Here is a 25,223-nt window from a genome sequence, read left to right on the forward strand (position 1 = left end):
AAACACGAGGGGGTCACGCATGGGGCGAGGCCGTCAAAAGGCGAAGCACACCAAGGTCGCACGAGACCTGAAGTACTTCAGTCCTGACACGAACTACGGAGCGCTTGAAAAGGAGCTCGGCGGGGGCGCTTCTGCCGACCCGCTGCTGCAGGAAGACCTCGCGGCCTGGCCCGAATACGCGGGCGCCGCGTACGACAGCGACGACGATGAGGATGACGACGACTTCGAGTCGCCAGCCGACCTTTCGCAGAACAAGTCCGCCTGACTTTATTTAAGGCCTGAAGCGGCGCTGTGCGCCGTGGATGGACAGAGCGCCGCGCGCCGTGGGCTGTCGGTCTACTAGCTGGCGAAGGACCCGACGAGCCGCACCGCGCCGCCATCCACGCCCTTTGCGCCCTGCTCGAAGCCCGCGAGGTCGCGTGCTCCCACGGTGACCCGACCGGCGACCCACGACGCGATGCCGTGCGACCGCAGTGACGCCATGACGCCAGTGGCGGCATCCTGTCGCACCACCGCGATCATGCCGACGCCGAGGTTCCACGTGCCCTCGGTGTCGCCGAGGGTCATTCCGCCGAGGTCGCTGAGCACCTGGAAGACGGCGGGGGGCGTCCACGTCGAGCGGTCGAGCTCGACCCACGAGCCGACCGGGATGACGCGCGCGAGGTTCGCCGCGATCCCTCCGCCGGTGACGTGGCTGAGCGAGTGGATCGCCTCGGGAAGCTCGTCGAGCACAGCGACGAGCGGCGAGGTGTAGAGGCGCGTCGGCTCAAGCAGGGCCTCGCCGATGGGGCCGAGCCCGCTGACCGAGTCGGTGTAGCCGATCGTGGCCGTTGCGAGGATGTGCCGAACGAGGCTGAAGCCGTTGCTGTGGAGCCCCGACGACTCCATGGCGATCACGATGTCGCCGTGCTGCACCTTCTCAGGCCCGAGAGCGGCGGACGCCTCGACGACACCGACCGCGGCACCGGCCACGTCGTAGTCATCTGGCCCGAGCAGGCCGGGGTGCTCCGCGGTCTCGCCGCCGACAAGAGCGGTGCCCGTGGCAGAGCAGGCCTCAGCGATGCCACGCACGATGTCGGCGATGCGCTGCGGAACAACCCGACCGCACGCGATGTAGTCGGTCATGAAGAGCGGCTTCGCGCCGACCACGATGATGTCGTCGACGACCATGCCGACAAGGTCCTGCCCGATGGTGTCGTGCTTGTCGAGCGCCTGGGCGATGGCGACCTTGGTGCCGACGCCATCCGTCGACGTCGCGAGCAGCGGCCGCTGGTAGTCCTTGAGCGCAGAGACGTCGAACAGCCCCGCGAAGCCGCCGAACCCCCCGACAACGGAGGAGTTATGAGTGCGGGATACCGCTGACTTCATGAGCTCGACAGCGAGATCACCGGCTGCGGTGTCGACCCCTGCCTCGGCGTACTTGTTGGCCATGCCAGTGATCCGATCCGCAACGTGAAAGACTGCTCTTAGTACCATCCACTCTACGGTCTGGAGCTCTTCCCGCATGTGCGGCATCGTCGGCCTTGTCTCGTCCCAACCGGCCAACCAGCAGGTGTACGACGCTCTCCTCCTCCTCCAGCACCGTGGTCAGGATTCCACTGGAATCACGACCAATGAGGGAAGCGTCTTTCATTCGCACAAGGTCAAGGGGCAGGTGCGCGAGGCGTACCGCACGCGCGACATGCGCGGCCTCCTCGGCAACATGGGCCTCGGTCACGTTCGCTACGCGACGAAAGGCACGGCGACCAACGAGCAGGAGGCGCAGCCGTTCTACGTGAACGCGCCGTACGGCATCGTGCTCGTGCACAACGGCAACCTCACCAACACCCGTGAGCTCACGAAAGACATGTTCGAGATCGACCGCCGTCATCTCAACACCGACTCCGACACCGAGATCCTCGTCAACGTGCTCGCCAACGAGCTGCAGGCCCAGGTGCGAGGCAACGACCTCGACCCGAGCCAGGTGTTCGACGCGATCACGCGCGTGCACGAGCGCGTCGAGGGGTCCTACGCCGCGATCGCGCTCATCGCCGGTCACGGGCTGCTGGCGTTCCGCGACCCCTTCGGCATCCGTCCCCTCGTTCTCGGGCGGCGCACCAGTGGCCTCGTCGGCGACGAGTGGATCGTGTCGAGCGAATCGCTCGTGCTCGAGAGCGCCGGCTACGAGATCGTTCGGGATGTCGCGCCCGGCGAGGCGGTCTTCATCACCAAGAGCGGCGAGATGTTCGCCCAGCAGTGCTCGCCCAACCCACGGCTCATCCCCTGCTCGTTCGAGTACGTCTACCTCGCCCGCCCCGACTCGATCATGAACGGCATCTCGGTCTACGACGCGCGCCTTCGCCTCGGCGACCGACTCGCCGACACGATCGCCCGGTACACGCCAATGGGCGACATCGACGTGGTCATGCCGATTCCCGACTCGAGCCGGCCCGCCGCCATGCAGGTGGCCCAGAAGCTCGGCATCGAGTACCGCGAGGGCTTCTACAAGAACCGCTACGTCGGCCGCACCTTCATCATGCCCGGCCAGGCGGAGCGCAAGAAGAGCGTCAAGCAGAAGCTCAACGCCATGGGCTCGGAGTTCAAGGGCAAGAACATCCTCATCGTCGACGACTCGATCGTGCGCGGCACCACCTCCAAGGAGATCGTGCAGATGGCCCGCGAGGCAGGCGCGAACAAGGTGACCTTCACGAGCGCTGCGCCGCCCGTGCGCTTCCCCCACGTCTACGGCATCAACATGCCGTCGCGGCAGGAGCTCATCGCGCACGGCCGCAAGATCCCCGACATCAACCGCGAGATGGGCAGCGACTACCTGATCTACCAGGAGGTCGCCGATATGCAGGCGGCGATCCTCGAGGGATCCGATGTGACGGCGCTCGAGATGAGCTGCTTCACCGGCGACTACGTGACCGGCACCGTCACCGACGAGTACCTGTCGTGGGTGGAGAAGAACCAGCTCTCGTAGCTAGTCGAGCAGCTCGCCTTCGACAGGCGGGGCCTCGACGACGGTGTGCTCTGCGGTCACCGTGCGTGCGCGCCGTCGACCGATGACATCCAGCAGCAGTGCGAGCAGGGCACCGAGCAGCACGCCAGCCGGCACCCCGAAGAGCAGGAAGTAGCCGAACAGCGCGGCGTACCCGACGTTGGGGTCTGCCGGCTGCGACATCGTGAGCACGAGCGTGACGACCGCACCGAGTGCACCGCCGAGGATGATGAAGGTCGCATACTTCGGCACCCGCCGAATGCGCACTTCATCCTGCGAAACCGTCACGGGCTGCTCGTCGCTCATACGTCTATTGTCCCTCTAGTCGTCGGCGCGCGGCATCCGCACGAGCGGCAGCCACGGGCTCACGTCGGCGCGCTGGCCGGAGGCGGCGATGCGCCCGGCCGCGAGAGCGTCGGCCCAAGTGGTCTGGCCGGTGGCGACCTGCAGCCAGGTCTCCGCATCCATTTCGATCACGTTCGGCGGGGTTCCACGGGTGTGACGAGGACCCTCGACGGCTTGCACAGCACCGAAGGGCGGCACGCGCACCTCGACGGTGTTGCCCTCCGCGACCTCAGAGAGCACCTGCAGCGTGTAGCGCACCGCGAGCGCCGTCGTCTCGCGGTCGCGCTGCACGGTACGAACTGCAGCAATGCCGACAGCGTCGGCGATGCGTGGGCGTGGCATGGTTCAACGCTAGCGGGCCGTGCGTAGTCGCTCATTAGGATTGGGCACGTGGACGACTCGACATCGCGACCTGAGGCATGGCCTGCCGAACTTCGTGCGGAGAGCGGCTCGTCGTCCTCGCAGCCGATCTACGTGCACACGGCTCCATCCACTGGGATCGGGTGGAAGATCTCGACAATCGTGCTCGCCGTGAGTACCGTCGTCCTCTCGATCCTGCTCTCAGGCCAGCTTGCCGCGCCGCTCCCGGATCCCGTCGCGCAGTCGTCGGCGCCGATAGCACCGTCACCGAGTGCGTCGAGCTCAGCTCCGCCGATTTCAGACGTCAGCCAGCTGGTCGGCACGCTCGGCTTCGCCATCATGCAGGACTACACGCGGGAGACCGGCTGGCCTGAGTCCATCACTGTCGGCAGCGACGGAGTCGTCACGACCGCCGAGGGCATCGAGCTCGGCGCCCTGCCCGACGGGTGCAACCTCAGCTACACGATCTCCGCGGATGGATCGACATTCACCCTCACGCTCGTCGACAAGGATGGCGAGAGCGCAGTCTTCGGCCCGGCCTCCTAGCCCTCCCGCGGGAAGGCGGCCAGCGCCGCGAGAGACTCATCGCACCACGCGAGTGCAGCACGAGCCGTGTGCCGCCCGGCCGAGACGGTGAGCGCCCAGTACGGGCGGTGCTCCGCGCGGTCGGTCTCGTTCTGCATCATGCGGGTGATCGCGTCGAATGCCGCGAGCTGGCCGCGCACCTGCTCTCGGGTCTGCTCGATGAGGGCTGCGACGGCATCCGGCCCGATGGCGTCGCCGAAGAAGACGCGCAGCATGAGGCCGTTGCGCGGCGGGGTCGCAGCTTCCGGTGCCTGCAGCAGCTCGAGCAGGCGATCGCGGCCGGCGGGGGTCAGGTCGAACACCGATGACCCAGAGCGCTCACCCGGGTGCTTCGCCACGAGTCCAGCGGCGGCGAGCGACGCAAGCGTCGGGTAGATCTGCCCGAAGCTCTCACTCCAGAAGTGGCCGAGCTGGTCGCGGATCGCCTCGCGCACCGCGTAGCCGGTCATCGGGGCGACGCTCAGCACGGCGAGCACGGAGAGATCTGTTTGCGACGAGCGAGGCATCTCCCTATTATATATCTTCTAGATATAAAGGACTCCCATGATCGCCGCTATTGCTCTCGCCGTGCTGCTCATCGCGCTCACCGCCTTCCAGATCGCGCTCGCGCTCGGCGCCCCATGGGGCCGCGCGGCCTACGGTGGTGGCTCCGAGCTGCTCGCACCTCGATTGCGGGTCACGAGCGTCGTCGCCGCTGTCATCTGGAGCGGGGCGGCCGTCGTCGTGCTCGGTCGAGGAGGAGTGCTCGAGATTGCGGCAAGCGCAGTGCTGATCTGGATCGTCGTCGCCCTGCTTGCCCTCGGCATCGTGGCCAACGCCGCGACACGCAGCCGCATCGAGCGCGCCATCTGGCTGCCGTTCAGCCTCGTGGCGACGGCGCTGGCCGTCATCGTCGCGCTGGCCTAGAGACCCGCCGGGTACTCTTTACCCGTGCGAATTCTTGTTCTCGGCTCCGGTGCTCGTGAGCACGCCATCATCACGGCCCTGCTCAGCGAGGCAGAGCAGCACGAGATAACGGCGGCTCCCGGCAACGCGGGCATCGCCGCCCAGGTCGAAACGGTGCACCTCGACCCGAGCAATGGCTCCATCGTCGGGCAGTACGCGGTCGACAACGAGATCGACCTCGTCATCGTCGGGCCGGAGGCGCCGCTCGTCGCCGGTGTTGCCGACGCGCTGCGCAAACGCGAGATCCCCGTGTTCGGTCCTGGCAAGGCGGCGGCGCAGCTCGAGGGCAGCAAGGCGTTCGCCAAGCGCATCATGGATGCCGCCGGCGTGCCGACCGGCGGTGCCGTCACAGCCACCACGATCGACGCGGTCATCGCGGCCATCGACGAGTACGGCGCACCCTACGTCATCAAGGCCGATGGCCTCGCCGCAGGCAAGGGCGTCATCGTCACAGAGGATCGCGACGCTGCCCTCGCCCACGCCGAGTACTGGCTGCAGCACGGCGGCGTGCTCGTCGAGGAGTTCCTCGACGGCCAGGAGGTCTCGCTCTTCCTGCTCAGCGACGGCGAGACTGTGCTGCCGCTCTCTCCCGCGCAGGACTACAAGCGCGCACACGACAACGACGAGGGCCCCAACACCGGCGGCATGGGCGCCTACTCGCCCCTCACCTGGCTCGACGACGACTTCGTCGACGACATCATCACGACGGTCGCCCTTCCAACGGTGCGCCAGCTGGCGAGCGAGGGCACGCCGTTCATCGGGCTCCTCTACTGCGGACTCATTGTCACGGCATCCGGCGTTCGCGTCATCGAGTTCAACGCGCGCTTCGGCGACCCAGAGACCCAGGTGGTGCTGCCCCGCCTCGAGACCCCGCTCAGCGGGCTGCTGTTCGCGGCGGCCACCGGCGGTCTCAGCCGGCTTCCCTACCCGAAGTTCTCTAGCGACGTGGCTGTCACGGTCGTTCTCGCGAGCGAGGGCTACCCGGAGTCGCCCATCACCGGCCGCCCCATCACCGGACTGGATGCCGCTGCCGCGGTCGAGGGCGTGCACATCACCCACGCGGCAACGGCCCTGCTCGACGGCCAGTTCATTGCGACCGGTGGGCGGGTGCTCAGCGTCGTCGCCGTCGGACCGGACTTCGCCACCGCACGCTCGCGTGCCTACGAGGCCCTCGCCCTCATCACGCTCGAGGGCAGCCACTACCGCACCGACATCGCGCTTCGAGTGGCCGAGTAATGGCCGAGGCGATTCCCGGCTGGACCCACGTCTACTCCGGCAAGGTGCGCGACCTCTACGAGTCGCCAGCGCATCCCGGGCAGGTGCTCATGGTCGCGAGCGACCGGGTGAGCGCCTTCGACCACGTGCTCGAGCCGGGCATCCCCGGCAAGGGAGCACTGCTGACCGGCCTCACCCTGTGGTGGTTCGACCAGCTCGACGTGCCCAACCACCTCGCGGCAGAGCAGCCGATGCTCGACGAGCTGAAGGGACGCGGCACCCTCGTGCGCAAGCTCGACATGCACCCCATCGAGTGCGTCGTTCGCGGCTACCTCTCCGGCAGCGGCTGGGTCGAGTACCAGGCGACGCAGTCGGTGTGCGGCATCCCGTTGCCCGCGGGCCTGCACGACGGGGACCGCCTGCCAGAGCCGATCTACACCCCCGCCTTCAAGGCTCCCATGGGCGAGCACGACGAGAACATCACGTTCGAGCGCTCGGTCGAGCTCGTCGGCCCCGAGGTCGCCGCCGCACTGCGCGACGCCTCTCTTCGCATCTTCTCCACCGCGAGCGCGATCGCAGAGGCGAAGGGGCTCATCCTCGCCGACACCAAGTTCGAGTTCGGCACCGACCCGGCCACCGGCGAGCTCACCCTCGGCGACGAGGTGCTCACGAGCGACTCGAGCCGCTATTGGGACAAGGCGCAGTACGACGCTGGCCGCCGCGGCATCAGCTTCGACAAGCAGGGCGTGCGCGACTGGCTCGCCGCCAACTGGGACAAGACGGGCACCCCTCCCACCCTTCCCCCCGAGGTCGTCGAGGCCACGGCCGACCGCTACCGCCAGCTGGTGCTGAGGATGACGGCGTGACCGTGCCAACCGGAACCCGCATCGACGAGGTCGCGTGGGACCACCCCGCGAGCGTCTCCCTTCGCGCCGCGCAGCGCGCCGAGATCGCGGAGCGGTACGGCACTCCAGACTCGGAGCCAGGCCCAGCGCCATCCGGCGACGACATCACGGCCTTCTTCGTCGCGTTCGACGATGACGGCACACCCCTCGGCTGCGGCGGCCTTCGCCAGCTGAACGCCACGGAGGCAGAGATCAAGCGCATGTTCGTGCGCGCCGAGAGTCGCGGCTCCGGGGTATCGACCGGCATCCTGTCGCGCCTCGAGCAGTACGGTCGAGACGCCGGATGGCAGCGCCTCCTTCTCGAGACCGGCGACGGCCAGCCCGACGCCATCCGCTTCTACACCCGCGAGGGATACGAGCGCATCGACAACTTCGGCCACTACGCCGGCGTCGCGGCTAGCCTCTGCTTCGCGAAGTCCCTGTAGCCGTGCTCGAGCTGGCGCCGTGGACAGAGGACTCCCTCGACCTGCTGCGCCGCTGCAACACCCCGGAGATGACCGCCTATCTCGGCGGGCCGGAGACGGAGCAGAAGCTCGTCAGCCGTCACGTGCGCTACCTCGGCTATGCCCAGGACGACCCTGTCGTTGCGTGGCCGCTGCGCGTGATCGTGAATGGCGAGGCCGTCGGCTCCCTCAACTACTGGAAGACCGACGAGGGTTTCGAGATGGGCTGGGCGATCGTTCCGGAGCACCAGGGGCACGGCTACGCCGCCGCGGCCGTGCGCGCGGGGCTCGACCACGCGAAGGCGCAGGGATTCACCGGCCGGTTTCACGCGTGTCCGTCGATCGAGAACGCCGCGTCGAACGGCGTCGCCAGGGCGGCAGGCTTCACCCTCCTTCGTCGGCGTGAGATCGAGTATCCGCCGGGGCACCCCATGCAGGTGAACGACTGGGTGTTCGACCTGCGCTAGCGGGTGCCGCAGAGCTCGACCGCTGCACGCACGAGCTCCGCGTTGCTCGAGGCGGGTGATCCGTCGGGAAGCTCCAGCGTGTCCTCCAAACCGATGCGGCAGTCGAGTCCCAGCTCGATCGCACGGCGCAGCGACATCCAGCAGCTGTCGCCCTCGCCGTGCAGCAGCACGGGGATCTCGGTGCCGACCTCGTCGAGGATCTCGTCGGCAAGGGCGAGGGATGCATGGGAGGGCAGCCGCACGAGCACGCGAAGGCACTCCTCGCGCAGCGGGCTCGAGGTGAACGCGCGGGCCGCCCGAAGGGAGTGCAGGCCGGCCTCGACGCCGATGCCGCGATCCAGCAGCGCAGCGGCGACATCCGTTGCCCCGTCGTCGTGCCAGTTGACGGACGCGAAGTCGGGCAGGACCTCCCAGGCCTCGATGGCAAGCACTCGCTCGCGCACCGAGGCGAGCACGCGCTCCCCGGTGATGACGCCGACGGGAAGCCCGGGGGCGGCGTCGCGAATCGCGGCGACGGTGCGCGCGACGGCCGTCGGACCCATCGACTCCCTGCGTGGTTCGCGCGGGTGAACGTGCACGGATGTCGCCCCGGCCTCCGCGCAGTCCCTCGCGTCCCACGCGACCTCGGCCGCACTCCGCGGGAGGTTCGGGTGCGCGTCTTTGGGTCGACTTCCGTTGAGACAGGCCTGAATCACCCTATGACGGTACTCCTCTTGCTAGGCCGCCACTGTGAACGTCCATATCCGCCACCGCAAGCCCATGTTTCGGGCGTGTGAAAGTTGGTAACTCTTGGGCATCTGTTGTCAATAGCCCCTCTTCAGGCGACGAAACATTAGGTAACGTGAAGGCATCAGATCCGGCATGACCGGGTATTCCCTTGGAGGACACATCTTGAGAATCTCATCTCGCACCACCCTCGGTGGTATCGCACTGCTCGCAACGAGCACGCTGCTCCTGGCCGGCTGTGCAGCCGCGCCGGAGGAAGACGAAGGCGACGGCCCCGCCGCATCCGACTTCCTGCCATGCATGGTCTCCGACGCCGGTGGATTCGACGACAAGTCGTTCAACCAGCTCGGCTTCGAGGGCATCACCAAGGCCGCCGACGAGCTCGGCGTCACGGCGAAGACCGTTGAGTCCAGCGCGGAGACCGACTACGCCCCCAACATCCAGAGCCTCGTCGACGAGGGCTGCAACGTCATCGTGACCGTCGGCTTCGCGCTCTCGGCTGCGACCGTTGAGTCCGCTCTCGCCAACCCCGAGGTCGAGTACGTCATCATCGACGATGCTGCCGACAACGACTTCGACGGCACCACGGACGCCGAGAACATCAAGCCCATCGTGTTCGACACCGCCCAGGCCGCGTACCTCGCTGGCTACCTGTCGGCTGGCTACTCGAAGGCCGGCAAGATCGGCACGTTCGGCGGAATGAACTTCCCGACCGTCTCGATCTTCATGGACGGCTTCAAGCAGGGCGCTGAGCACTACAACGAGGTCAACGGCACCGCGGTCGAGGTTCTCGGCTGGGACGGCACCGACGGCACCTTCACCGGTGGCTTCGAGGCTGGCACCGCCGCCGTCACCACGGCACAGGGCCTCGTCGACCAGGGTGTCGACGTGCTGCTGCCCGTCGGTGGACCGATCTACCAGAGCGCCGCAACGGTCATCCGCGACTCCGGCAAGGACATCGCGCTCCTCGGTGTTGACGCCGACGTGTACGAGTCCGACCCGAGCGTTGGCGACCTGCTCCTGACCTCGATCCGCAAGGGCATCGACGTCGCGACGTACGAGGCAGTCCTCGCCGCCGGCAACGGTGACTTCGACAACTCGGCCTACATCGGAACGCTGGAGAACGACGGTGTCAGCATCGCCGAGTACCACGACTTCGCCGACAAGGTGTCGCCGGAGCTCGCGGCTGCAGTTGAAGACCTGAAGGCCCAGATCATCAGCGGCGAGATCACCGTCTCGTCGTACCTGGCTGGATAAGTACTACCCTCGCTGCGGGGAGGTCGGCTCGGCTGGCCTCCCCGCAGCTTTTAAGCCTCGCCAGCCCGTCAACGACGACGGTGTCCACCTACTGGCAGCAAAACCCGTAGACATAGAATCAGGAACCATGGAGCTCGAACTTCGCGGTATCACCAAGCGATTCGGTGCCTTGGTCGCCAACGACCACATCGATCTGACAGTCAAGCCCGGTGAGATCCACGCCCTTCTCGGTGAGAACGGCGCTGGCAAGTCCACCCTCATGAACGTGCTCTACGGCCTGTATCGCGCCGATGAGGGCGAGATCCTGCTCGACGGCGTCGTGCAGCGATTCGCCGGCCCCGGTGACGCGATGAACGCCGGCATCGGCATGGTGCACCAGCACTTCATGCTCATCCCGGTCTTCACCGTCGCAGAGAACGTCATGCTCGGCCACGAGCAGACCAAGGCGGCCGGTGTGCTCGACCTTGCTGCCGCTCGCGCGAAGGTTCGCGAGATCTCGGCCCGTTTCGGCTTCGACATCGACCCGGACGCACTCGTCGGAGACCTTCCCGTCGGCGTGCAGCAGCGGGTGGAGATCATCAAGTCCCTCTCACGTGACGCCAAGGTGCTCGTCTTCGACGAGCCGACTGCGGTCCTGACTCCTCAGGAGACCGACGAGCTCATGGCGATCATGAACCAGCTTCGCGAAGCTGGAACCTCCATCGTCTTCATCACCCACAAGCTGCGCGAGGTGCGCGCGATCGCCGACCGCATCACGGTCATCCGACTCGGCAAGGTCGTCGGCGAGGCATCGCCGAAGGCGACGAACACCGAGCTCGCTTCGCTCATGGTCGGCCGCGCCGTCGAGCTGACAGTGGCCAAGGACGCACCGAAGCTCGGCAAGCCCGCCCTCGTCGTCGAAGGCCTCACCGTCATCGACCCGCGTGGACAGGTACTCGTAAACGGCGTGAGCTTCGATGTGCGCGCCGGCGAGGTGCTCGCGATCGCGGGAGTGCAGGGCAACGGGCAGACCGAGCTCACCGAGGCACTGCTCGGACTCCAGCCGCGGGTCACCGGCAGCATCACGCTCGATGGTCACGAGCTGACGGGCAGGAGCGTGCACGCCATCCTGCACTCCGGCGTCGGCTTCGTGCCAGAGGACCGCACAGAAGACGGCCTCGTCGCCGAGTTCACGATCGCAGAGAACCTCATGCTCGACCGCAGCGACGGAGCCCCCTTCGTGCGCCGCGGCTCGCTGCAGCTCGCAGAGCTCGCCGACTTCGCTCGCGCGAAGGTGACAGAGTTCGACATCCGCACGCAGGGCATCGACACGCACGCCGGCCGGCTCTCTGGCGGCAACCAGCAGAAGGTCGTGCTCGCCCGCGAGCTCAGCAGAGACCTCCGGCTCTTCGTCGCCGCACAGCCGACTCGCGGCCTCGATGTCGGATCGATCGAGTTCGTGCACACGCGCATCATCCAGACCCGCGACTCCGGCATCCCGGTCGTCGTGGTGTCGACGGAGCTCGACGAGGTCACGGCTCTCGCCGACCGCATCGCGGTCATGTACCGCGGCGCCATTGTTGGAATCGTGCCGGGTGACACCCCGCGCGACGTTCTCGGTTTGATGATGGCCGGCGAGACGCCGGCAGGAGCGGGGGAGGCCGCGTGAGCGACCCGACGACCACGGCAACGACGCCGGCACCACACCCGGATGCCGAAACGGCTCCTCCGGCAGAGAACCGCTGGCGTCGCGCGGCCCGCGACATCGTCGGTGGAACCGCCGGCATCTCCGTGCTCGCGGTCGTGCTCGCCCTCCTGGTCGGCGCCGTGCTCATCGCCGCGACCGACGAGAGGGTTCAGGAGACGGCTGGGTACTTCTTCTCCCGCCCCGGCTCGATGCTGACGGCGATCTGGCAGGCGGTCTCCGGTGCCTACGCCGCGCTATTCCAGGGCTCGATCTACAACTTCCGTGTCGACGGCTTCGCCGCCGGAATCCGACCGCTCACCGAGACGCTCACCTTCGCCACGCCGCTCATCGCCGCCGGTCTCGGCGTCGGCCTCGGGTTCCGCGTCGGCATGTTCAACATCGGTGGCCGCGGCCAGATCCTGATGGCAGCGGCCGCATCCGGGTACGTGGCGTTCGCGTTCCACCTCCCGCCCGTCATCCACGTCATCGTCGCGGTGATCGCCGGAATCGTCGCCGGCGCGATCTGGGGAGGCATCGTTGGCCTGCTCAAGGCCCGCACCGGCGCCCACGAGGTCATCGTCACGATCATGCTCAACTTCGTGGCCTTCTACTTCATCTCGTTCCTGCTGCGCACGCCGGGAGCCCTGCAGGCTCCGGGCAGCGACAACCCCAAGACGGCGCCGATGCTGCCGACCGCGGTCTTCCCAGAGCTGTTCGGGCCGCGGTACAACCTGCACGCCGGGTTCTTCCTCGTGATCGCGGCAACGGTCTTCGTGTGGTGGCTGCTCAACCGCTCGAGCATGGGGTTCAAGTTCCGCGCGGTCGGCGAGAATCCGCACGCTGCCCGCGTCGCCGGCATCAACGTCAACGGCGTCTACATCTGGGCCATGGCGCTCTCTGGCGCGCTCGTCGGCCTCGCCGGTGTCAACCAGGTACTCGGAACGGTCACGACAGGATTCACGGCCGGCATCGACGCCTCCATCGGCTTCGACGCCATCACCGTCGCCCTCCTCGGCCGCTCTCGCCCGTGGGGCATCTTCATCGCCGGAATCCTGTTCGGCGCATTCAAGGCCGGAGGGTTCGCGATGCAGGCCTCGCAGGGCATCCCGATCGACATCGTCCTCGTGGTGCAGTCGCTCATCGTGCTGTTCATCGCGGCACCGCCGCTCGTTCGTGCGATCTTCCGACTGCCCGTGCCCGGCGCCCGCAAACCGGCTCGCGCTCTCACCGTGAAGGAGGCGGCCAAGTGAACGCCCTCACCCATCCCGCCGCACCGGCCGACCACGGCACCGTGGCCGCCGACACCGTCGTCATCACCAGCTGGAAGGCGCCGATCGCCCTCGCTGTCTTCACCATCCTCGGCGCGGTGCTCTTCGTGGCGCTTCGACGACCAGACGACTCGAGCACCTTCCGGCTCTCCACGCCGACCGACTTCTTCGCCCTTCCCGACCTCGTGCTGCCGACCTTCGCCACCGGCATCGTCACCGTCGTGCTGCTCGCAGTACTCACGGCCTTCTCCGCCTTCCGCGTCGCGCGAAAGGCGAAGACGCCGCTCTGGGTCGTCGCGGTGTTCGCGGCGGTGTTCCTCGTCGGGTTCCTCGCCTGGGCCTCGGCGGGCGCATCCATTCTGATTCCCGGCCTGTTCGTCGGTACGGTCACGCTGAGCGTTCCGCTCGTCTTCGGCGCCCTGTCTGGCGTGCTCAGTGAGCGCGTCGGTGTCGTCAACATCGCGATCGAGGGGCAGCTGCTCGCCGGTGCGTTCAGCTCTGCCCTCGTCGCCTCGGTGACGGGCAACCCCTTCCTCGGCCTCGCCGCCGCGGCGGTCTCTGGCATGCTCGTCTCGTTCGTGCTGGCCGCGTTCGCGATCAAGTACCTCGTCGACCAGGTGATCGTCGGTGTCGTGCTCAACGTGCTCGTCACTGGTCTCACGAGCTTCCTGTTCACCCAGGTGCTGAGCTCGAACACCCCGCTGCTCAACAACCCGCCGCGCTTCGATCGACTCGCGATCCCGCTGCTCAGCCAGATCCCGGTCATCGGTCCGACGCTGTTCAACCAGACGATCATCGTCTACGCGATGTACGTTGCGGTGGCGCTCGTCTTCTACGGGCTCTTCAAGACCAAGTGGGGCCTTCGCCTCCGTGCCGTCGGCGAGCACCCCACCGCTGCCGACACCGTCGGCATCAAGGTGAACCCGACCCGCTTCTGGAACGTCTCGCTCGCCGGGGCGATCGCCGGATTCGGCGGCGCGTTCTTCACCCTCGGACTCGTTGGCGCTTTCAACAAGGAGATGACGGCCGGAGCGGGCTTCATCGCCCTCGCCGCCGTGATCTTCGGCGGCTGGGACCCGATCCGGGCAACGCTCGCCGCCCTGCTCTTCGGGTTCGCGACCAACCTGCAGAACGTGCTCGGCATCATCGGCTCGCCGGTGCCGAGCGAGTTCATGCTCATGCTGCCCTACGTCGTCACGATCTTCGCGGTCGCTGGCGTCGTCGGTCGCGTGCGTGGACCAGCGGCGGCCGGAAAGCCGTACATCAAGTCATGACGAACCCTGAGATCGACTGGGACGACCTGCGCGCTCGCGCCAACGAGATCGCCAAGAACGCCTACGTTCCGTACTCGAACTTTCCCGTCGGGGTCGCGGCGCTCGTCGACGATGGCCGCGTCATCGTCGGCTGCAACGTCGAGAACGCCTCGTACGGCCTGACCCTGTGCGCGGAGTGCGCCCTCGTCTCGACACTGCACATGACCGGTGGCGGCAAGCTCGTCGCGTTCACGTGCGTCGACGGGCACGGCAACATCCTCATGCCGTGCGGCCGGTGCCGCCAGCTGCTGTTCGAGCACTCCGCAGAGGGCATGCTGCTCGAGACGGTCTCCGGCGTAAAGACCATCGACGAGGTGATCCCCGACGCGTTCGGACCTCGCACCCTCAACGCGTACAAGGAAGCAGAGCTCTAATGGCCATCGAGCGACACGACGTCGTCGACCTCATTCACGTCAAGCGCGACGGCGGAACCCTGTCGACCGACCAGATCGACTGGCTCGTCGACGCCTACACCCGCGGCTACGTGGTGCCGGAGCAGATGAGCGCCATGACCATGGCGATCTTCCTCAACGGCATGTCGCGCGACGAGATCCGCGACCTCACCCTCGCCATGATCGCGAGCGGGGAGCGCCTCAACTTCGACGGGCTCTCGAAGCGCACGACCGACAAGCACTCGACGGGCGGCGTCGGCGACAAGATCACCCTGCCGCTCGCCCCGCTCGTCGCATCCTTCGGCGTCGCCGTTCCCCAGCTCTCTGGTCGCGGTCTCGGCCACACCGGCGGAACCCTCGACAAGCTCGAGTCGATCCCCGGTTGGAGGGCCGACCTCAGCAACGAGGAGTTCCACCGGCAGCTCGAAGAGGTCGGCGCTGTCATCTGCGCGGCCGGAACGGGTCTCGCGCCAGCCGACAAGAAGCTCTACGCGCTGCGCGACATCACCGGAACCGTCGAGGCCATCCCGCTGATCGCCTCCTCGATCATGTCGAAGAAGATCGCCGAGGGCACCTCGGCCCTCGTGCTCGACGTCAAGTTCGGGGGCGGTGCGTTCCTCAAAGACATCGAGCAGTCGCGCGAGCTTGCCCGCACGATGACGCAGCTCGGAGAGGATGCCGGGGTCTCAACCGTTGCCTTCCTCACCAACATGAACGTGCCGCTCGGGCTCGCCATCGGCAACGCCAACGAGGTGCGCGAGTCGGTCGAGGTGCTCGCCGGCGGCGGGCCTGCCGACGTCATCGAGCTCACGCTCACCCTCGCGCGCGAGATGCTCGCCCAGGCCGGGCTGCCCGACGCGGATGTCGAGGGGGCGCTCACGAGCGGCCGCGCCATGGACACGTGGCGGGCCATGATCCAGGCGCAGGGTGGAGACCCGGATGCCGCACTGCCGGTCGCGACGGAGACGCACGTCGTCACCGCGCCGCGCTCCGGCATCCTGACCAGGCAGGACGCGCTGCCCTTCGGCGTTGCCGCCTGGCGCCTCGGCGCCGGCCGCGCCCGCCCCCAGGACCCGGTGCAGCACGCCGCCGGCATCGACCTGCACGCCAAGCCCGGTGACACCGTCACCGAGGGCCAGCCGCTGTTCACCCTCAGCGCCGACGAGCCCGAGCGCTTCGCCCGTGCCCTTGAGGCCCTGGAGGGCTCGTGGGCAGTTGGCGACGCGTCCGAGCTCGTCGACTACGGCCCGCTCGTCGCGGGCCGTATCGGCTAACGGCTATCCGAAGGTGAACGAGTAGCCCTCGAGGCCTTCGCTGAGGGTCACCTCGAGGGTGCCCTTCTCTATGCCATCGGTCTTCAGCAGTCGATAGCTGTTCGGGGTTCCCGACACGTCGATCACCGTGGTCGTGCCGTTGACCTTCAGGGTCACGGTTCCCTCGCCGGCCAGCACCATCCGCACCTCGCTCGCGTGGTAGTTGAGGCGGATGCTGCCGGATCCATCGACCGGCTTCGCGTTCTGGAAGTCGATGGCCCAGTCGCCAGAGAGCGCGAAGCTGTCGTCAGCGAGCTTCTTCGGGAACGAGTACGTGTTGGTTCCAGAGGCGTAGTCCTCCGAGCCGCCGTAGTTGACCTCCTTGCCGAGCGAGAGGTATGACTCCGGCGTCGTGCTGCCGGATTCCGGGGTGTCGTCCTCGAGCTCAGTGACCGCTGGCAGCTGCACGCCGGGATCCGCGTCCTCGAGCAGCTCGCGGATGAGCTTCTCCGTCGTCGCGTAGCCGCCCTCGCCGAACTGCACCTGGCGCACGACGCCGTCCGCGTCGATCAGGTAGTGGGCAGGCCAGTACCGGTTGCGGTAGTTGGTCCAGGTGCTGAGGTTGTTGTCCAGCGCCACCGGGTACTCGATGCCGTAGTTGGCTGCGCCCGCCTTGACGTTGGCCGGCACCTTCTCGAAGGCGTACTCCGGCGAGTGGATGCCGATGACGTTGAGCCCGGCATCCTCGTAGGCCTCGTTCCAGGCATTGATGTGCGGAATCGACCGCTGGCAGTTGATGCACGAGTATGCCCAGAAGTCGACGAGCACGACCTCACCACGCAGGTCGGCGAGGTCGATTGCCTCGTTGCCCGGTGTGTTGAACCACTCCTCGATGCCCTGGATGTCGGGGGCGATTCCGCAGCTCTCCAGCTGGGCAGCGCCATTGGTGCACTTGTCGAGATCCTTGTTCTGGTCGTTCTCCAGACCGCCGAGATCGAGCTGCTCTGCGATGTCGTCGGAGTTGCTGAACTGGTCTTGCAGGGCGCTGGTGTAGTCGGGCACGAGCCTCTGCAGCAGCTGGGGCACGTTGAAGACGAGGCCGATCGCGAGCGCGATCATGAGCACGCCGCCGGTCACGCGGATCTTCTGCTGGTTCTTGCGGAACGTCTTGACCCGCTCTGCGACGCGGCGGCCGGCGAGAGCGAAGATGAGCAGCGGGAGAGCGGCGCCCACCGCGAAGGTGATCGTCAGCACGATCGTCTCCGGGCCGATGCGGCCGGTGGAGCCCGCGACGGTGATGGCGGCGAGCACCGGTCCGGCGCACGGCACGTAGACGGCGCCGAGCGCGAGGCCGAGCACGAACCCGCCGCGGTCGGTTCCCACATTCTTCTGCGGGATCCAGGAGAACGGCTTCTCAAGGATGTGCTGGAAGGCCGGAACGATCAGCCCGACACCGATGAGCACCAGAACGACGATGCCAGCCCACCGCAGGAAGTCCTGGGGGAGGTTGAGCAGCGCGAGCACCAGGGAGCCGAGCAGCGTGAAGACGCTGAACGCGACCACGAGGCCGGCGATGACGGCGTAGGGACGCCACTTGGAGACGGGTGCCGGCTCGCCATCCACTCCAGCCGTTCGCGCGCTCTGGGCTCCGCCCGACAGGAAGATGACGGGCAGGACGGGGAGGATGCACGGCGAGATGCCGGTGATGATCCCCCCAAGGAATCCGATGAGAGCAAGGCTGAGCACGAGGTCCTCCGCGTGTGTTCGAGGCCGATCGAAGGTGACCGGATACGAGAGACTTCGGAACCCCTGTGCGTTTCGGCGGGAGCAAAAGATTTTCCAAACCCCTCGATGCATGTCTCCGAATGGACATTCAACGACCCACCGTTGGTCGCACCAAGAGGGGCCCGCTCAGGGCATCTACTACTAGGGGGAAGCAATGAAGCGCAACATTCTCGCAACCGTGGCACTGGCCGCAGTTGCCACGTTCGGACTCAGCGCCTGTTCGATGTCACCCGCCGCCGAGGAGACAACTCCGGCGCCGGCTGCCACCGAGGAGTCGACGATGGAGAACGACTACACCGCCGACCTCGTCGGCTCCGGCTGCGCCGCCTACGCGGAGGCCGTGCCGGATGGCGGCGGCTCGATCGTCGGAATGGCACAGGACCCGGTAGCGGTCGCCGCATCCAACAACCCGCTGCTCAAGACGCTCGTCGCAGCCGTCTCTGGCCAGCTCAACCCCGACGTCAACCTCGTCGACACGCTTAACGGCTCCGAGTTCACGGTCTTCGCACCGGTGGATGACGCGTTCGCCAAGCTGCCGGCCGAGACCGTCGCCGCGCTCGCCCTTCCCGAGAACGCGGCCCTGCTCACCAGCATCCTGACCTACCACGTCGTTCCCGGCCAGCTGCTGCCAGAGGACGTCATCGGTGAGCTGACCACGGTTCAGGGCGCTACCGTCTCTGTCACCGGATCTGGCGACAACATCATGGTCAACGACTCCGCAGTGATCTGCGGCGGCGTTCACACCGCCAACGCGACGGTGTACCTCATTGACACGGTGCTCTCCGTTCCGGAGTAACTCCCGCACCGTACGACCCGATGGCCCGCAGCCCGAATGCGGGCCATCGGTGTTTAGCCGGTCGTCGACGCCTATTCAGTCGCCGTCGTCGTCCGCGATCGCGCCACCGGCGTGCGGGCCGTCGAGGCCCTCCACGAGGGCGAGGCTGATGGCGGCGAGCTGGGAGACCTGGATCGGGTCGAGGCGAGAGAATGCCTTCTCCCGCACGTCGACCACCTGCCGCGGCGAGACCGCTCTGACGAGCGTGATGCCGTCGTCGGTGAGCTCGACATAGCGCACCCTCTTGTCGTGCTCAGCCCGCGTGCGGCGCACCCATCCGGATGCCTCCATGCTCGAGACGGCGTGCGTCATGCGACTCGACGAGTAGCGCTGCTGCGCCGCGAGCTCCGACATGGTCAGTCGCCGCCCGGGGCTCTCATAGAGGAAGACGAGCACCTTGTAGTACGCGTGCGGGAGGCCACCATCGCGCTGCGACTGCCGATCGAGGGCATCGTCGAGCACGTGGGTGACGAGCACGAGCGACCGCCACGCCTCGTTCTGCTCCGGTGTCAGCGCCATGGCTCGATGCTAGTGGAATAGTTGAGAGTTCAACTATGTTGGATGAGACATGGAGCAACTCGCAGCAGACACCCACATGGGCCCGGTGACGCTCCGCGTCGCCAACCTCGACGCGATGACGGCGTACTACCGCGACGGTGTCGGGCTGCGGGTGCTGAATGAGGCGGGACCCATCGTCACTCTCGGTCGCGGATCGACGCCCGTCGTCATCCTCGAGCACTCCCCTGATCTCAAGCACGCCTCGCCGCGCGAGGCCGGGCTGTTCCACACCGCCATCCTTTTCGAGACGGAGGAGGCGCTCGCCGCGGCCGTCTACTCCGTCGCGCAGCACTACCCGAACACCTTCACCGGTAGCTCCGACCACCTCGTGAGCAAGGCCTTCTACTTCAACGACGCGGAGAACAACGGCGTGGAGCTCTACTGGGACCGCGACCGCACCGAGTGGAGCTGGGTGCACGGCTCGATCGAGATGGGAACCGTCTACCTCGACCCCAATGCCTTCCTTCAGCAGAACCTCACCGAGGCGGCGGTAGAGAACCCCGTGATCGGCGGCGCGAGCGTCGGGCACGTGCACCTGCAGGTCGGAGACCTCGAGAGCGCGCGCGAGTTCTACGTGAACCGGCTCGGCTTCGCATCGACCATCGAGATTCCCGGACAGGCCCTCTTCGTGAGCGCGGGCGGCTACCACCACCACATGGCGATGAACACGTGGAACAGCCGAGGCGCCGGACCGCGCCAACTGGCGCTCGGTCTCGGACGGGTCGACATCGAGGTGCCGAGCAGCGACGACGTCGGTGCCCTGAGCGAGCGGATGCGGCACTACGGCGTCGAGGCGCGCGACGACGGTCAGACCGTCAGCTTCGACGACCCATGGGCGAACCTCATCCAGGTGCGCGCAGCCCTGTAGTGGGGACTGACGCTGCACCCACCGCCTCTCTATGGTTGGCAGCATGACCACACCCCTCGCAGAGCTCCTCGCGCAGGTCGCGACCCTCAACTCCCCCGACCAGCCCTTCAAGTACGCCGTGAAGGGCTCGAGCATCATCGGCACCTGGGACATCGTGAGCGCCAAGTCGCTCTACCCGAAGGAGTTCAAGGCCATCGACAAGAAGTTCGAGATCCGCGTCGACCTCGACGAGAAGAAGGGCACCTGGAAGCCGAAGGAGAAGTCGAAGGAGTCGAACGCGAGCGCGAGCGGCGGCGGCCTGAGCTTCGGCACCAGCACCAAGAGCTTCTCTGGCAAGAGCATGGACAAGGGCGTGAGCTTCGAGTTCGGCGGCGTCAGCAAGAAGAAGGGAGAGGACGCCACGATCGCGCCCCTCGTCTACAGCTGGGACACCGCGAAGATCAAGAAGCCGCTCTTCGACCTGCTCGAGGCCAACGGATGGAAGCGCAAGAAGGGCCTGTTCGGCTAGCCTCCAACAATGCTCCGTGCTGATTTCGCTCTGGCTGAGCGCATGAGCCGGGTCGCCATGATTCCCGTGGCGCCCGTGCTCTTCGTGCAGGGCAAGCGCCTGCGTCGCAACACACCGATACTGCCGGATGCCGCCCTCCCCTGGTCGGGATCCCTGCCGGGCGAGAAACCCCTGCGCCTGCTGGTTCTCGGGGACTCCACGGCGGTCGGCGTCGGAGCACCGACCCAGCACGACGCCCTGCCGGGCAACCTTGCCCGCGCTCTGCACGAGCGGTGGGCTCGCGGCGTCGAGTGGACCGCGATCGGGCGCAGTGGCGCAACCTCGCGCGAGCTGATCGAGCACCACCTGCCGACGGCGCTCTCGGCGGCGTACGACCTCGTGTTCCTGACGGTCGGGGCGAATGACGCCCTGAAGATTCGACCGCGCTCGGCGTTCTCGAGAGACGTGCGCAGCATCCTGTCGCAGCTGCGCGATCGAAACCCGGAGGCCGTGCTGATGATGTCATCGCTGCCCGCCTTCTACCGGTTCGAGCTTCTGCCCCAGCCGCTCAAGCGCAATCTGTACCTCCACTCCAGCAGCCTGGAGAGCGCGGCCCGTGCCGTTGTCAGCGAGTTCGACAACGCCTTCATGAGCCCGAAGCCTCCGCCGTACACCGACGGCTTCTTCGCCTCCGACCTCTTTCACCCGAGCAGCCAGGGCTACCGCGACTGGGCGCGGTTTGCCGTCGGCGACGCCTTCGCGAATGGACAGCTGCGGTGAAGCCCCGCGCCACCGGCTACGGCAGCCGCTTCCTCGCCCTCGCGCTGTCACCGTTGCTCTTTCCGCAGAGTCGCGTCTACCTGTCGCACCTGCCAAAGCTCGACGAGGCCCACGGCAAGTGGAAGGGAACCGTCGAGGGGCCAGACATGCTGCGGCTGCTGGTCTTCGGCGACTCGACCGTGGCTGGCGTCGGCGTCGACGACCAGTCGGAGGGTCTCGCGAGTGCCCTCGCCGCCGAGATCTCGACGAGCCTCGGCCGCGGCGTGCGGTGGAAGGCGATCGCGCGCTCCGGAGTGGCCAGTCACGAGCTGCGCAACTACTTCCTGCCGAGGGCAGCCCGCGGCAGTTACGACCTCGTCTTCATCTCGATCGGCGTCAACGACGTGCTGCACGTTCGCCGCAAGGGCCAGTTCACCCGCGACCTTCGCGCGATCATCGAGACTCTCAGTCTCTCGTCGCCGACGGCCACGATCTTCGTCGCTGGCATCCCGCGTCTTGAGCGGTTCGATTCCCTTCCCGATCCGCTCGGCACCATCCTCGGTGCTCGCGGCCACCGCCTCAACGGCGGCGCCAACGAGGTGCTCAGCGCCTTCCCGAGTGCCGTGCATGTTCCGCCGTGGCCCATCGACACCCCCGGGTTCTTCGCGATCGACCAGTTCCACCCGTCTGCGATCGGCTACGCCGCGTGGGCTAGAGCATCGGTGAAGTACTGGCTGCGCTAGACGAGCTCGTTGTCGGCCATCGCCTGATCGGCATCGCCGGCGCCCCCGGGGCTGGCAAGTCGACCATCGCCGCGGCGTTGGCCGGGCGCCTGCACGGTGTGGTGCTGCCCATGGACGGCTTCCACCTTCCGCAGGCGCGGCTCGTCGAGCTCGGTCGACGCGACCGCATGGGCGCGCCAGACACCTTCGACGTCGACGGCTTCGTGCAGGTGCTCGCCGACCTGCGGATCGGGGCTGGAACCGTGTTCGCGCCGGGCTTCGACCGAGACCGCGAGGAGCCGGTGCCCGACGCGATCGCGATCCAGCCAGAGGTGCGGCACGTCATCGTCGAGGGCAACTACCTGCTGCTCGAGCGCGACGGATGGGAGCGGGTCGCGCCGCTTCTCGACGTGACGGTGTTCATCGAGCTGGCGCGGGGCATCCGTCAGCAGCGCCTGATCGAACGACACGTGCGCTTCGGCAAGAGCCGTGACGAGGCGACTGCGTGGACCCTCGGTCCCGACGAGAGCAACGCCCTGCTCATCGAGGCGACGGCTGCCCGGGCCGATCACGTGCTTCGCGTAGACTGAGGGCATCCCGCCCGCGCGAACCCTCAGGAGTTCTTCCGTGCCAACAATCGTCGTCGAGGTCATGCCGAAGGCAGAGCTGCTCGATCCCCAGGGCAAGGCCGTCGCCGGAGCCCTCGCGCGCCTCGGCAAGACGCAGTTCAGCGCCGTTCGCATCGGCAAGCGCTTCGAGCTCACCGTTGAGAACGCGGATGCCGCGACCCTCGCCGAGGTGCGAGAGCTCGCCGACGACATGTTCTCCAACTCCGTCATCGAGGATGTCGTGAGCATCAGCGTTCTCGACGAGACCGTCGCGGGGGAGACGCACTAGTGCGCATCGGCGTCATCACCTTCCCCGGGTCCCTCGACGACCGCGACGCCCAACGCGCGGTGCGGCTTGCCGGCGGCGAGTCGGTGGCCCTCTGGCACGGCGAGCACGACCTCAAGGGCGTCGACGCCATCGTGCTGCCCGGCGGCTTCAGCTACGGCGACTACCTTCGCTGCGGGGCCATCGCGGCCCATTCGCCGATCATGGCCGAGGTCATCTCTGCCGCCAACGCCGGCATGCCGGTGCTCGGCATCTGCAACGGCTTCCAGATCCTCGTCGAGGCGCACCTGCTGCCCGGCGGACTCGTGCGCAACGACCACGGCGACTTCATCTGCCGCGACCAGCGCCTTCGCGTCGAGAACACCTCGACCGCCTTCACCTCCGGTTTCTCCCTCAATCAGGAGATCACCATCCCGCTCAAGAACGGCGAGGGCGGATTCATCGCCGACGCCGAGACGATTGCCCGTCTCGAGGGCGAGGGCCAGGTCGTGTTCCGCTACCTCGACGTGAACCCCAACGGCTCGATCAACGACATCGCCGGCATCACCAACGCGCGCGGCAACGTCGTCGGCCTCATGCCGCATCCGGAGCACGCCGTCGAGGCTGGCTTCGGACCAGACACGAAGGATGCCATGCGCAGCGGCACCGACGGCCTCACCTTCTTCACGAGCGCCATCGCGGCCCTCGCTGCCGTCTAGCCTCCCGCCATGTCACCCCGTCGCCTGTTCGGCGTGCTCGCGGTCGCCGAGGCGATCACCTGGACGCTGCTCATCACCGCGCTCATCCTGCGCGCCACCCTCGGGCTTGACGCTGCCGTCTCTGCGGCCGGCGGCATCCACGGTTTCGTGTTCCTCGCCTACGGCGCCACCGCGGTGCTCGTCGCCGTCAACCAGCGCTGGTCGATCGGCGTGGCCGTGCTCGCTGTCGCGAGCGCCGTCATTCCCTATGCCACCATCCCGGTCGAGCTGTGGCTCGCGCGCAGTGGCCGACTGGATGGCGACTGGCGCCGCGAGGCCACCGACGACCCGCGCGACGCGAGCCCCATCGACCGGCTGGCCCGCTGGTTCATCCGTCACCCTTTGCTTCTCGCAGCACTCATCGTCGTCGCTGTCGCGACACTCTTCACCGTGCTGCTCATCGCCGGACCTCCCGGCGGCCGCTAACGCATTCTCCTCTCTCCCGCAGCTCCAGCTACGAGCTCGGGGCCCCAGTTGTAACACCCGCAGTGAGGCCGTAGCTGGAGCCGCGGGCTAGAAGAAGACGATGAAGAACGGGAACATCTCGGGGTTGCGGGCGTGCACGATCACGAGGAACACCACGAGGTCGAACAGCAGGTGCACGATCAGCACGTAGGTCAGCGACCGCGTGATGGTGAAGGTGAAGCCCTGCAGCAACGCGAACGGGATGGTCAGCAGTGGCCCCCACGCGGTGTAGCCCAGCTCCCACAGGAACGACACGAACACGACCATCTGCAGCAGGTTGGCGAGCCACAGGGGAAAGTGCCGGCGGAAGAGCACGAAGACCGTGCAGATGAAGAACAGCTCGTCCCAGGTGCCCACCGCATTGACGCCGATGAGGAAGCGGCCGATCTCGTCGGGGCTCGACACACTCTCTGGCCAGTTGAGGTAGACGCCAGAGCTGATGAAGTAGGTGGGAAGGATGAGCCAGCCGAGAAACAGGATGAAGGCGAAGTACGACCACTGCAACTTGGTCCACTTGATTCCCGCCCGCCACGGAAACCGGATGACGCGGTCGCCGAAGACGAACCGCGACAGCAGGTACGGTGTCGCCACCGCCGCCGCGAGGATGCCGCCGACGAGGAAGAAGTTGCCCCAGCTGATGTCGGCCTTGACCGAGACGAGGCTCACGATGAGCATGCCGACGGCAATGAGGAGCAGGTCGCGAAAGAGCTTCGTGCGATCGATGACGAACGCGAGCACGAGGGCGAGGGCGAGCACCGCGTAGCCAAGCAGCCGCCAGTCGTCGCGCAGCGGATACAGGAACAGGGCCGACCCGCTCAGCAGAGCGGACGGCAGCAGCGCCCAGCTGAGCCATGGCTTCGGGGTCTCGTCGATCTCGAGGGCGGGCATGAGTGCAAGCTTGTCAACAGGTGCCCGTTCGGGCAATCGCCTCCACATGGGTAGTCCTGCCCTTGGCGCTGTGACGGCGCGTCCCGTAACATCGGGCCGACGGCA

At 67.2% G+C, this 25,223-nt stretch carries 31 protein-coding genes; 23 read left to right on the plus strand and 8 right to left on the minus strand.

Features of this window, described 5'->3' with window-relative positions:
- Nucleotides 1-19 precede the first annotated feature (19 nt).
- Complete coding sequence (locus tag AC14A7_RS01430) at nucleotides 20-265, plus strand: DUF3073 domain-containing protein (protein WP_484006098.1); 246 nt, start codon at nucleotides 20-22, stop codon at nucleotides 263-265.
- Between the two features lie 74 nt (nucleotides 266-339).
- Here AC14A7_RS01430 and purM read toward each other — a convergent pair whose 3' ends face one another.
- The gene (gene purM, locus AC14A7_RS01435; RefSeq protein WP_484006099.1) at nucleotides 340-1,431 is read right to left on the minus strand and encodes a phosphoribosylformylglycinamidine cyclo-ligase; all 1,092 of its coding nucleotides are present in this window, start codon (nucleotides 1,429-1,431) and stop codon (nucleotides 340-342) included.
- 73 nt (nucleotides 1,432-1,504) lie between these two features.
- Between purM and purF the strand changes: the two genes are divergently transcribed.
- Nucleotides 1,505-2,962: an amidophosphoribosyltransferase gene (gene purF / locus AC14A7_RS01440; RefSeq protein ID WP_484006100.1), complete on the plus strand. Its 1,458-nt coding sequence runs from the start codon at nucleotides 1,505-1,507 to the stop codon at nucleotides 2,960-2,962.
- Here the strand turns inward: purF and AC14A7_RS01445 are convergent, their stop codons facing one another.
- Together AC14A7_RS01445 and AC14A7_RS01450 are read right to left on the minus strand one after the other, a co-directional pair.
- Nucleotides 2,963-3,286, minus strand: coding sequence for a hypothetical protein (locus AC14A7_RS01445; protein ID WP_484006101.1), 324 nt, complete (start codon nucleotides 3,284-3,286; stop codon nucleotides 2,963-2,965).
- Nucleotides 3,287-3,301: 15 nt separating this feature from the next.
- Nucleotides 3,302-3,667: a sterol carrier family protein gene (locus AC14A7_RS01450; protein WP_484006102.1), complete on the minus strand. Its 366-nt coding sequence runs from the start codon at nucleotides 3,665-3,667 to the stop codon at nucleotides 3,302-3,304.
- Nucleotides 3,668-3,715: 48 nt separating this feature from the next.
- Here AC14A7_RS01450 and AC14A7_RS01455 point away from each other — a divergent pair, with 48 nt between their 5' ends.
- Nucleotides 3,716-4,231: a hypothetical protein gene (locus tag AC14A7_RS01455; protein WP_484006103.1), complete on the plus strand. Its 516-nt coding sequence runs from the start codon at nucleotides 3,716-3,718 to the stop codon at nucleotides 4,229-4,231.
- Here AC14A7_RS01455 and AC14A7_RS01460 read toward each other — a convergent pair.
- Nucleotides 4,228-4,776, minus strand: a complete 549-nt coding sequence (locus AC14A7_RS01460) for a PadR family transcriptional regulator (protein ID WP_484006104.1) — start codon at nucleotides 4,774-4,776, stop codon at nucleotides 4,228-4,230. The genes AC14A7_RS01455 and AC14A7_RS01460 overlap by 4 nt on opposite strands.
- A 37-nt stretch (nucleotides 4,777-4,813) precedes the next feature.
- On the opposite strand from AC14A7_RS01460, the gene AC14A7_RS01465 reads away from it, so the two are divergent.
- The 5 genes from AC14A7_RS01465 to AC14A7_RS01485 are packed head-to-tail and all read left to right on the plus strand — an operon-like array spanning nucleotide 4,814 to nucleotide 8,245.
- A complete protein-coding gene (locus tag AC14A7_RS01465; RefSeq protein ID WP_484006105.1) occupies nucleotides 4,814-5,176 on the plus strand; it encodes a hypothetical protein in 363 nt (120 codons plus the stop codon).
- Between the two features lie 24 nt (nucleotides 5,177-5,200).
- Nucleotides 5,201-6,451 (plus strand): phosphoribosylamine--glycine ligase, encoded by a 1,251-nt coding sequence (gene purD, locus AC14A7_RS01470; protein ID WP_484006106.1) that lies wholly within the window; start codon nucleotides 5,201-5,203, stop codon nucleotides 6,449-6,451.
- Entirely contained in the window at nucleotides 6,451-7,296 is an 846-nt protein-coding gene (locus AC14A7_RS01475; RefSeq protein WP_484006107.1) for a phosphoribosylaminoimidazolesuccinocarboxamide synthase, read from the plus strand. Before purD ends, AC14A7_RS01475 begins: the two co-directional genes overlap by 1 nt.
- Nucleotides 7,293-7,760: a GNAT family N-acetyltransferase gene (locus AC14A7_RS01480; RefSeq protein WP_484006108.1), complete on the plus strand. Its 468-nt coding sequence runs from the start codon at nucleotides 7,293-7,295 to the stop codon at nucleotides 7,758-7,760. The genes AC14A7_RS01475 and AC14A7_RS01480 overlap by 4 nt, the downstream gene beginning before the upstream one ends.
- Nucleotides 7,761-7,762: 2 nt before the next feature.
- Nucleotides 7,763-8,245 carry a GNAT family N-acetyltransferase gene (locus tag AC14A7_RS01485; RefSeq protein ID WP_484006109.1) on the plus strand — a complete coding sequence of 161 codons (483 nt, stop codon included), beginning with the start codon at nucleotides 7,763-7,765 and terminating at the stop codon, nucleotides 8,243-8,245.
- Here AC14A7_RS01485 and AC14A7_RS01490 read toward each other — a convergent pair.
- Nucleotides 8,242-8,940, minus strand: coding sequence for a 3-keto-5-aminohexanoate cleavage protein (locus tag AC14A7_RS01490; RefSeq protein WP_484006110.1), 699 nt, complete (start codon nucleotides 8,938-8,940; stop codon nucleotides 8,242-8,244). The genes AC14A7_RS01485 and AC14A7_RS01490 overlap by 4 nt on opposite strands.
- A gap of 196 nt (nucleotides 8,941-9,136) precedes the next feature.
- On the opposite strand from AC14A7_RS01490, the gene AC14A7_RS01495 reads away from it, so the two are divergent.
- The 6 genes from AC14A7_RS01495 to AC14A7_RS01520 all read left to right on the plus strand — a co-directional run bounded on the left by AC14A7_RS01495 (nucleotide 9,137) and on the right by AC14A7_RS01520 (nucleotide 16,141).
- Complete coding sequence (locus AC14A7_RS01495) at nucleotides 9,137-10,228, plus strand: BMP family lipoprotein (RefSeq protein WP_484006111.1); 1,092 nt, start codon at nucleotides 9,137-9,139, stop codon at nucleotides 10,226-10,228.
- 127 nt (nucleotides 10,229-10,355) lie between these two features.
- Nucleotides 10,356-11,876 carry an ABC transporter ATP-binding protein gene (locus AC14A7_RS01500; protein ID WP_484006112.1) on the plus strand — a complete coding sequence of 507 codons (1,521 nt, stop codon included), beginning with the start codon at nucleotides 10,356-10,358 and terminating at the stop codon, nucleotides 11,874-11,876.
- Complete coding sequence (locus tag AC14A7_RS01505) at nucleotides 11,873-13,144, plus strand: ABC transporter permease (RefSeq protein WP_484006113.1); 1,272 nt, start codon at nucleotides 11,873-11,875, stop codon at nucleotides 13,142-13,144. The genes AC14A7_RS01500 and AC14A7_RS01505 overlap by 4 nt, the downstream gene beginning before the upstream one ends.
- Nucleotides 13,141-14,436, plus strand: a complete 1,296-nt coding sequence (locus AC14A7_RS01510) for an ABC transporter permease (protein ID WP_484006114.1) — start codon at nucleotides 13,141-13,143, stop codon at nucleotides 14,434-14,436. Before AC14A7_RS01505 ends, AC14A7_RS01510 begins: the two co-directional genes overlap by 4 nt.
- Nucleotides 14,433-14,849 (plus strand): cytidine deaminase, encoded by a 417-nt coding sequence (locus AC14A7_RS01515; RefSeq protein WP_484006115.1) that lies wholly within the window; start codon nucleotides 14,433-14,435, stop codon nucleotides 14,847-14,849. Before AC14A7_RS01510 ends, AC14A7_RS01515 begins: the two co-directional genes overlap by 4 nt.
- Nucleotides 14,849-16,141: a thymidine phosphorylase gene (locus AC14A7_RS01520; RefSeq protein ID WP_484006116.1), complete on the plus strand. Its 1,293-nt coding sequence runs from the start codon at nucleotides 14,849-14,851 to the stop codon at nucleotides 16,139-16,141. Before AC14A7_RS01515 ends, AC14A7_RS01520 begins: the two co-directional genes overlap by 1 nt.
- 3 nt (nucleotides 16,142-16,144) lie before the next feature.
- Here the strand turns inward: AC14A7_RS01520 and AC14A7_RS01525 are convergent, their stop codons facing one another.
- Complete coding sequence (locus AC14A7_RS01525) at nucleotides 16,145-17,866, minus strand: cytochrome c biogenesis protein DipZ (protein WP_484006117.1); 1,722 nt, start codon at nucleotides 17,864-17,866, stop codon at nucleotides 16,145-16,147.
- Nucleotides 17,867-18,059: 193 nt separating this feature from the next.
- Between AC14A7_RS01525 and AC14A7_RS01530 the strand changes: the two genes are divergently transcribed.
- Entirely contained in the window at nucleotides 18,060-18,701 is a 642-nt protein-coding gene (locus tag AC14A7_RS01530; protein ID WP_484006118.1) for a fasciclin domain-containing protein, read from the plus strand.
- 75 nt (nucleotides 18,702-18,776) lie between these two features.
- Here the strand turns inward: AC14A7_RS01530 and AC14A7_RS01535 are convergent, their stop codons facing one another.
- Entirely contained in the window at nucleotides 18,777-19,259 is a 483-nt protein-coding gene (locus tag AC14A7_RS01535; protein ID WP_484006119.1) for a MarR family winged helix-turn-helix transcriptional regulator, read from the minus strand.
- Between the two features lie 49 nt (nucleotides 19,260-19,308).
- On the opposite strand from AC14A7_RS01535, the gene AC14A7_RS01540 reads away from it, so the two are divergent.
- The 8 genes from AC14A7_RS01540 to AC14A7_RS01575 are packed head-to-tail and all read left to right on the plus strand — an operon-like array spanning nucleotide 19,309 to nucleotide 24,191.
- A complete protein-coding gene (locus AC14A7_RS01540) occupies nucleotides 19,309-20,166 on the plus strand; it encodes a VOC family protein (RefSeq protein WP_484006120.1) in 858 nt (285 codons plus the stop codon).
- A 43-nt stretch (nucleotides 20,167-20,209) separates the two neighbouring features.
- Entirely contained in the window at nucleotides 20,210-20,674 is a 465-nt protein-coding gene (locus tag AC14A7_RS01545; RefSeq protein WP_484006121.1) for a hypothetical protein, read from the plus strand.
- A gap of 9 nt (nucleotides 20,675-20,683) precedes the next feature.
- Nucleotides 20,684-21,433 (plus strand): SGNH/GDSL hydrolase family protein, encoded by a 750-nt coding sequence (locus tag AC14A7_RS01550; RefSeq protein ID WP_484006122.1) that lies wholly within the window; start codon nucleotides 20,684-20,686, stop codon nucleotides 21,431-21,433.
- Complete coding sequence (locus tag AC14A7_RS01555) at nucleotides 21,430-22,155, plus strand: SGNH/GDSL hydrolase family protein (RefSeq protein ID WP_484006123.1); 726 nt, start codon at nucleotides 21,430-21,432, stop codon at nucleotides 22,153-22,155. The genes AC14A7_RS01550 and AC14A7_RS01555 overlap by 4 nt, the downstream gene beginning before the upstream one ends.
- Nucleotides 22,156-22,181: 26 nt before the next feature.
- Nucleotides 22,182-22,724, plus strand: coding sequence for a nucleoside/nucleotide kinase family protein (locus AC14A7_RS01560; protein ID WP_484006128.1), 543 nt, complete (start codon nucleotides 22,182-22,184; stop codon nucleotides 22,722-22,724).
- Between the two features lie 37 nt (nucleotides 22,725-22,761).
- Nucleotides 22,762-23,031: a phosphoribosylformylglycinamidine synthase subunit PurS gene (gene purS, locus AC14A7_RS01565; protein ID WP_484006124.1), complete on the plus strand. Its 270-nt coding sequence runs from the start codon at nucleotides 22,762-22,764 to the stop codon at nucleotides 23,029-23,031.
- Nucleotides 23,031-23,726, plus strand: coding sequence for a phosphoribosylformylglycinamidine synthase subunit PurQ (gene purQ, locus AC14A7_RS01570; protein WP_484006125.1), 696 nt, complete (start codon nucleotides 23,031-23,033; stop codon nucleotides 23,724-23,726). The genes purS and purQ overlap by 1 nt, the downstream gene beginning before the upstream one ends.
- 9 nt (nucleotides 23,727-23,735) lie before the next feature.
- Nucleotides 23,736-24,191: a DUF3817 domain-containing protein gene (locus tag AC14A7_RS01575; RefSeq protein ID WP_484006126.1), complete on the plus strand. Its 456-nt coding sequence runs from the start codon at nucleotides 23,736-23,738 to the stop codon at nucleotides 24,189-24,191.
- 87 nt (nucleotides 24,192-24,278) lie between these two features.
- On the opposite strand, the gene AC14A7_RS01580 is transcribed toward AC14A7_RS01575, so the two are convergent.
- Nucleotides 24,279-25,118 (minus strand): CPBP family glutamic-type intramembrane protease, encoded by an 840-nt coding sequence (locus tag AC14A7_RS01580; protein WP_484006127.1) that lies wholly within the window; start codon nucleotides 25,116-25,118, stop codon nucleotides 24,279-24,281.
- Between the last annotated feature and the right edge of the window lie 105 nt (nucleotides 25,119-25,223).

This window comes from Conyzicola sp. (assembly GCF_057073975.1).

What these genes read in the sequence shown, in the direction of transcription:
- AC14A7_RS01445 (WP_484006101.1), bottom strand. Translation starts at nt 3,286, where the DNA reads ATGAGCGACGAGCAGCCCGTGACGGTTTCGCAGGATGAAGTGCGCATT.
- AC14A7_RS01515 (WP_484006115.1), top strand. Translation starts at nt 14,433, where the DNA reads ATGACGAACCCTGAGATCGACTGGGACGACCTGCGCGCTCGCGCCAAC.
- AC14A7_RS01465 (WP_484006105.1), top strand. Translation starts at nt 4,814, where the DNA reads ATGATCGCCGCTATTGCTCTCGCCGTGCTGCTCATCGCGCTCACCGCC.
- AC14A7_RS01460 (WP_484006104.1), bottom strand. Translation starts at nt 4,776, where the DNA reads ATGCCTCGCTCGTCGCAAACAGATCTCTCCGTGCTCGCCGTGCTGAGC.
- AC14A7_RS01535 (WP_484006119.1), bottom strand. Translation starts at nt 19,259, where the DNA reads ATGGCGCTGACACCGGAGCAGAACGAGGCGTGGCGGTCGCTCGTGCTC.
- AC14A7_RS01450 (WP_484006102.1), bottom strand. Translation starts at nt 3,667, where the DNA reads ATGCCACGCCCACGCATCGCCGACGCTGTCGGCATTGCTGCAGTTCGT.
- AC14A7_RS01530 (WP_484006118.1), top strand. Translation starts at nt 18,060, where the DNA reads ATGAAGCGCAACATTCTCGCAACCGTGGCACTGGCCGCAGTTGCCACG.
- purM (WP_484006099.1), bottom strand. Translation starts at nt 1,431, where the DNA reads ATGGCCAACAAGTACGCCGAGGCAGGGGTCGACACCGCAGCCGGTGAT.
- AC14A7_RS01580 (WP_484006127.1), bottom strand. Translation starts at nt 25,118, where the DNA reads ATGCCCGCCCTCGAGATCGACGAGACCCCGAAGCCATGGCTCAGCTGG.
- AC14A7_RS01430 (WP_484006098.1), top strand. Translation starts at nt 20, where the DNA reads ATGGGGCGAGGCCGTCAAAAGGCGAAGCACACCAAGGTCGCACGAGAC.
- AC14A7_RS01475 (WP_484006107.1), top strand. Translation starts at nt 6,451, where the DNA reads ATGGCCGAGGCGATTCCCGGCTGGACCCACGTCTACTCCGGCAAGGTG.
- AC14A7_RS01545 (WP_484006121.1), top strand. Translation starts at nt 20,210, where the DNA reads ATGACCACACCCCTCGCAGAGCTCCTCGCGCAGGTCGCGACCCTCAAC.
- AC14A7_RS01520 (WP_484006116.1), top strand. Translation starts at nt 14,849, where the DNA reads ATGGCCATCGAGCGACACGACGTCGTCGACCTCATTCACGTCAAGCGC.
- purF (WP_484006100.1), top strand. Translation starts at nt 1,505, where the DNA reads ATGTGCGGCATCGTCGGCCTTGTCTCGTCCCAACCGGCCAACCAGCAG.
- AC14A7_RS01500 (WP_484006112.1), top strand. Translation starts at nt 10,356, where the DNA reads ATGGAGCTCGAACTTCGCGGTATCACCAAGCGATTCGGTGCCTTGGTC.
- AC14A7_RS01550 (WP_484006122.1), top strand. Translation starts at nt 20,684, where the DNA reads ATGCTCCGTGCTGATTTCGCTCTGGCTGAGCGCATGAGCCGGGTCGCC.
- AC14A7_RS01575 (WP_484006126.1), top strand. Translation starts at nt 23,736, where the DNA reads ATGTCACCCCGTCGCCTGTTCGGCGTGCTCGCGGTCGCCGAGGCGATC.
- AC14A7_RS01540 (WP_484006120.1), top strand. Translation starts at nt 19,309, where the DNA reads ATGGAGCAACTCGCAGCAGACACCCACATGGGCCCGGTGACGCTCCGC.